5 protein-coding genes are annotated in these 5,650 nt (G+C 66.4%); 3 read left to right on the plus strand and 2 right to left on the minus strand.

The window, feature by feature from the left end; genetic code table 11:
* The first annotated feature begins 314 nt into the window (after nt 1-314).
* Nucleotides 315-1,049 carry an N-acetylmuramoyl-L-alanine amidase gene (locus KBA32_RS16235; RefSeq protein ID WP_294361212.1) on the plus strand — a complete coding sequence of 245 codons (735 nt, stop codon included), beginning with the start codon at nt 315-317 and terminating at the stop codon, nt 1,047-1,049.
* 126 nt (nt 1,050-1,175) lie between these two features.
* Here the strand turns inward: KBA32_RS16235 and KBA32_RS16240 are convergent, their stop codons facing one another.
* The gene (locus KBA32_RS16240; RefSeq protein ID WP_294361214.1) at nt 1,176-1,910 is read right to left on the minus strand and encodes an EF-hand domain-containing protein; all 735 of its coding nucleotides are present in this window, start codon (nt 1,908-1,910) and stop codon (nt 1,176-1,178) included.
* 384 nt (nt 1,911-2,294) lie between these two features.
* On the opposite strand from KBA32_RS16240, the gene KBA32_RS16245 reads away from it, so the two are divergent.
* Both KBA32_RS16245 and KBA32_RS16250 read left to right on the plus strand, forming a co-directional pair.
* Entirely contained in the window at nt 2,295-3,023 is a 729-nt protein-coding gene (locus tag KBA32_RS16245; RefSeq protein WP_294361216.1) for a response regulator transcription factor, read from the plus strand.
* Between the two features lie 15 nt (nt 3,024-3,038).
* Nucleotides 3,039-4,235, plus strand: coding sequence for a HAMP domain-containing sensor histidine kinase (locus KBA32_RS16250; RefSeq protein ID WP_294361219.1), 1,197 nt, complete (start codon nt 3,039-3,041; stop codon nt 4,233-4,235).
* Here KBA32_RS16250 and pssA read toward each other — a convergent pair.
* The coding region (gene pssA, locus KBA32_RS16255; RefSeq protein WP_294361222.1) for a CDP-diacylglycerol--serine O-phosphatidyltransferase at nt 4,219-5,650 on the minus strand (1,432 nt) is incomplete at its 5' end. The genes KBA32_RS16250 and pssA overlap by 17 nt on opposite strands.

Genomic DNA, 5,650 nt, shown 5'->3' on the forward strand with positions numbered 1-5,650 from the left:
GGCCCATGGAAAAAACGCCTGCCGCAGATCATCGACACCCTCGAAGCCCTCGGCCGCGCGCGGCGTGACGTGGAGGGACGGGTGGTCGGGTAGTCATTCGGCGCAGTGCGCTTCGGTTATTGCGCCCTTGCGATGTTGTCGGAGAAGGGGATGTGCAATAAGCAACGCGCATTGCACCCACACCGTGATCCCTTTGCCCACCGGTCGGGCGAGGCCAACGCAATCGTTGCGTGTAATATCCGTGGCTTTTGCGCGTGCGTCGGCCGGTCCTGCCTCGGGGCGCATTCGCGATCTTCGCTTCGGAGAGAACGCCCGTGGATTCCTTTTCGCTGATGCGCCGCATCGCCGGTTTCTTGTGCTGTATCGCCGGTTATCTTGCCGCCTCGACCGCTTCCGCTGCGGAAGTCGCCGTCGACGTCGGCCATACGCTGGCGGCCACCGGCGCGGTGAGTGCGCGCGGGCGCAAGGAGTTCGATTTCAACCGGGTGCTCGCCGGCAAGGTCGCCGGTGCGCTGGCGGCGCGCGGTCTGGGCGTGCGCCAGATCAACTTCGACGGGCGCATCGAGAGCCTCGACGCCCGGCCGCAGGCGGCCGCTGGTAGCGACTTCTTCATCGCCATCCATCACGACTCGGTGCAGGCCGAACTACTCGAAGAATGGGCGTGGGAGGGGCAAGCGCTCAACTTCAGCGACCGGCATGCCGGTTTTTCGCTCTTCGTTTCGCGCAACAGCCCGGATCTGGAAACCAGCCTGCGCTGCGCCTCGGCGATCGGCGCCTGGCTGCGCCGCCAGGGCTTCGTCGGCGCGACGCACCACGCCGATTCGCTGGCGCACACGCCGCGCCCTTACGCCGACGTGCAGAACACCGTGCATTACTACGACAACCTGGTCGTCCTCTATCGCACGACGCTGCCGGCGGTGCTCTTCGAGGCCGGCGTGATCAAGCATCGCGCCGAGGAGTTGGCGCTGCTCGACCCGGCGCGCCAGGAGCGCATGGCCGATGCGATTGCGACCGGCATCGCGGCGTGCCTTTATGTGGGTGAACGGTGACGGTGGTTGTTGCGAACGGTCGGTGCAATGCGCTGCGCTTATTGCACCCTACGGCTTCGGTAGGTTTTGTAGAGACCGTAGGGTGCAATAAGCAACGCGCATTGCACCAATCCACCGATCCTCTCTTCAGGCGGTGGTGACGAGCGTGCTCAACAGGTTCTTCGTCGAGTCATCGCTTTCGCCGTAGGTGCGCAGCAATTCCATGAGCTGCCGGAAGACCTGCGCGTCGGTCTTGTCGCTGCTGGCGACCGACGTGGCGCTTGTCGTCGAGTCGGTCGAGCTCGTCGAATCGGTCGCGGCGCTCGATGAACTCGTCGGGTTGGCCTTGTCGTAAGCGATCGCTTCCTGGAAGCTGACCTTGCCGTCCTCGTTCGTGTCGGCGGCGTCGAAGTTGTTCACCACGTTGCTGATCAGGCTGGCGCGCGCCGAATCGGTGCTGCCGATCTCGGCCAGCTGGTCGGTCAGTTCTTCCTCGGTGAAGCCGGCGTCGCTTTCAGCGGGCGGTGGAGGCGGTGGCATTCCGGCCTGCATGCGCATCTCGTCGAACTGGCTGTCGAGCGACTCGGCCAGCTTTTGCATGCTCGTCTTCAGCTCGTCCTGCGTGACCTTGCCGTCGCCGTCGCTGTCGAGCTGGCTGAAAATCTCGCTGGCGCTGGCCGTGCCTTCGGTCGATGTGCTTGAGGTGCTTGATAAAGCCGACGTCAGATCGCTCTGCTCGATGTAGCCCTTGCCGGACGTATCGAGTTTGGCGAAGAGGTCCTCGGCCATCGTGGCTGCATCGGGTTTCTGCCGGCGTTGGCTGGTCTGTTCCGAGTACAAGGAAGCGATACTGCTCGTGTTGATGCCACTCACTGAACTCATGGTGTGCTCCTTAAAGGTTGTGGGGGCCGGCGTGATCCCGAACGAATCAGCGACGTGCCGGCTTATCGCCTTGTTCGCAAGTTATCGGCCAGAAAGCGCGTGAAATCACGGCGAAAAGTGTTAATGCGGGTAAATCCGTGTGAAGACGTGGCCGCGTTCCGGCGCGCGCGGCGCATCTGTTCGCTGGTTTCGTTCCGCGACGGCAACAAATCCGCTGAATGGGTCGTCAGCGCCCTCCGAAAGCGCCGTGAAGCGGCAAACAAAGTCGTCAAAAATCAGCGCGATACGGCGCCTTTGCCGCTCTTCCGGCAAAAACAACCGGCCGCTGTAAATCCGTGTAAAGCGGCGTCGCCGCGATTCGGCCCAGCCGTTATCATCACGCCCATGAATGGAGCTGCTCCCACCGATGCGCCCAGTGGCGCGCACGTCCTCCTGGTCGACGACGATGTCGAGCTCGTCGAGCTGCTGCGCGCCTACCTCGCGAGCGACGGATTCCGTGTCTCGGTTGCGCATGACGGCGCAAGCGGCGTGCGCGCGGCGCTCGTCGAACTGCCCGACATCGCCGTCATCGACGTGATGATGCCCGGCTACAGCGGGATCGAGGTGCTGCGCCGCATCCGCGCGCGCAGCACTCTGCCGGTGCTGATGCTGACCGCACGCGGCGATTCGGAGAGCCGGATTCTCGGGCTTGAGCTTGGCGCCGACGACTACGTCCCGAAGCCGTGCACGCCGCGCGAACTGAGTGCTCGCTTACGGGCTATCCTGCGCCGTACCTTGTCGAAACAGGATGCGGACAAGGACACGGATGGCGACGCCGTGCGCATCGGCGAGCTCGTCCTGCTGCCCGGACAGCGCCGCATCACCTGGGCCGACGAGACGCTGGCGCTGACCAACGCCGAGTTCAACCTGCTCGAAGTCCTGATTCAGAAAGCCGGGCAGGTGGTGGGCAAGGACCTGCTCTCCGAGCAGGGGCTCGGGCGGCCGCACGAACGCTACGACCGCAGTATCGACGTGCACGTGAGCAGCATCCGCCGCAAGCTGCCGCCACTGCCGGACGGCCGCTCGCGCATCCAGGCCGTGTTCCGCCGCGGCTACCAGCTGCTCGTCGACTAGCAGCCGTTGCTCACCATGCCCAAGTTGCCGCTCGGCCGGCTGTTCTGGAAGTTCCTGATCTTCTTCTTCCTCGCGCAGACGACGGCCGTGCTGGGTATCGGGTTGGCCATCTGGGCGACGATGCCGGCGCATGAAACGTGGGCGCCGCCGATTCCACGCGCGGGTGTCGCCGAGGGCGGGCCGGCCGCATTGGCACCGCCGCCGCTCGGCGCAGACGGCAAGCCCTTGCCGCCGCGCGGGCCGGGGCCGGGCCCCAAGCTGCCGCTCGTGCATCTCCTGTCCGGCGCGCTCGTCAGCCTGGTTTTCGCCGCACTGCTCGCCGCCTACGTAGCGCGCCCGATTCATCGCCTGCGCCAGGCGCTGCAGGCGGCGGCCGGCGGCCAGCTCGCGCCGGGCGTGGCTGCGGCGATGGGCAGCCGGCGCGATGAACTGGCGGACCTCGGCCACGATTTCGACCGCATGGCGCAGCACCTCGCACAGCTGATGGAGGGCCAGCGCCGCCTGCTGCACGACGTGTCGCACGAACTGCGCTCGCCGCTGGCGCGCTTGAACGCCGTCATCGGCTTGGCGCGCCAGCAGCCGGACAAGTTTGAAGACTGCCTGGTGCGTCTCGAGCACGAATCGGTGCGCATGGACCGCCTGCTCAGCGAACTGCTGACGCTCTCGCGCCTCGAGTCGGGGATGATGGCGCGCGACAACGAGCGCGTGGATGTCGCCGACCTGCTCGCCGACGTCGTCGCCGATACGGCGCCCGAAGCCGCGCAAGCCGGCTGTCGGGTGGAACTCGACGTTGGTGGGCACGATTGCGTCGCCTGCGGCGACGCGGAAATGCTGCATCGCGTCTTCGACAACCTGCTGCGCAACGCGCTGAAACATGCGGCGAGCGGCGGCTGGGTGGGCATCACGCTGACGGCGGTTGGCGACGACCTGTGCGTGTGCGTCGACGATCGCGGGCCGGGCGTGCCGGCCGCGGATCTGGCGCGGCTGTTCGAGCCCTTCTACCGCGGAACGCAGGTTGCGGCGCGCACCGGGCATGGTCTCGGGTTGGCCATCGTGCGCCAGATCGTCGATAACCACCACGGGCGCATCGAGGCCGCCAATCGGGTCGCGGGCGGGCTGTGCGTCCGCGTCCATCTGCCGCGCAACGCGGCCGGGTGCGAGGGAAGTTCGCCGGAAATTGCCTCTGTAACCGGCGCTACAACACCTGATTGACCAGACGGTCGGCGCGCACGCGCGCCAGGCGGCGCAACAGGCGCTGCACCGGCGCCGGGTACGACTCGACCGGCTCGATCGCCTCGTGGCTGGCGAGGCGGTGCGTGTGCGCCATGATCCTTTCGAGTTCTGCCATGTGCTGCGGCAGCAGCAGTTCCTGGGGATCGTGGATCAACAGGCCGTTCTCGAGGTCGAGGCGCCAGGCGCGCGGGTTGAGGTTGTTGCCGGTGAGCAGCGCGTAGTTGCCGTCGACGAGCAGGCCCTTGAGGTGGAAGGTGTTGTCGTCGTGCCGCCACAGATGCACGTTCAGCGTGCCGGCGTCGATCGCTCTTTTGTGCGCCTTGCAGAAGCGGCGCAGGTTGGCTTCGTAAAGATACGGCAGCGCGCCGATCGCCTTGAACGGCTCTTCCGGCGGGATGTAGAAATCGTTCGCCGTCTTGTCGCCGAGAACGATGGTGACGCGGCAGCCGGCCTTGATCTTCTGGTCGACCAGCCGGCGGATCGGACCGGGCAGGTTGAAGTACGGGGTGAACACGACGAGCTGCTTCTTCACCTGACGGAGCAACTGCAGGATCGCCGCGTTCAGCTCGTTGCCGCGCACGCCGAGGCCGAGTAGCGGCGTGATGCCGACCTGGCCCGGCTTGATCAGGTCGTCGGCGTAGTGATAGCGGGCCTTGGCGAGCACGCGCCGGAACTGCGCGATGGCGGCGCGCAGCTCGACCGTCTTCGGCACCTGTGCGCTGTCGAGCGGAAGCACGGCCGGGCTCAGGATGAAGGTGGTGTCGAGCAGTCCGGCCAGACTGTCGGCGAGCGCCGCGTCGTCGATCAGGTGGTAGCGGTCGAGGCGGTAGCGACCGTGCCGCTGTAAGTAGACGTCGTTCAGGCTGGCGCCGCTGTAGAGGACGTGGTCGTCGATGACGAGCCCCTTGAGATGCAGCACGCCCATCAGCTCGCGCCGCTGCACGGGTACGCCGTAGACGGTGACGCCGGGGCCGAAGCGTTCGGCCATGCTGCGATAGAGCGCGGCGTTGCCCTCCGATTTGACCTTGCCGATCAGCCCGCGCTGCGCGCGGTGCCAGTCGACGAAGACCGAGACTTCGAGCTGCGGCTGCGCCTTCTTCGCCGCGTAGAGCGCCGACAGGACTTCGCGTCCGGCGTCGTCGTCCTGCAGGTAGAGCGCGGCGATCAGGATGCGCTTCTTCGCCTGCGCGATCAGCGCGAGGATCGTTTCGCGGTAATCGACCGGACTGTCCAGCGTCTGCACCTTGCCGGCGGCAACCGGCAGGCAGGGCATCTCGGTCAGCGGCTGGCCGGCGCTCGTGCGTCCGCGCAGACGGTTCCAGGCCGAGGTCAGGCCGGGAATGCGGCGGCGGGGACGGATTTTCTGTATGAGTTCCACGCGCCGGATTATACCG

Source organism: Propionivibrio sp. (genome assembly GCF_017995515.1).
GTDB lineage: Bacteria > Pseudomonadota > Gammaproteobacteria > Burkholderiales > Rhodocyclaceae > Propionivibrio.

Bases quoted from the DNA above. Each gene is read 5' to 3' on its own strand.
- KBA32_RS16240 (WP_294361214.1), bottom strand. From the start codon at position 1,910: ATGAGTTCAGTGAGTGGCATCAACACGAGCAGTATCGCTTCCTTGTAC.
- KBA32_RS16245 (WP_294361216.1), top strand. From the start codon at position 2,295: ATGAATGGAGCTGCTCCCACCGATGCGCCCAGTGGCGCGCACGTCCTC.
- KBA32_RS16250 (WP_294361219.1), top strand. From the start codon at position 3,039: ATGCCCAAGTTGCCGCTCGGCCGGCTGTTCTGGAAGTTCCTGATCTTC.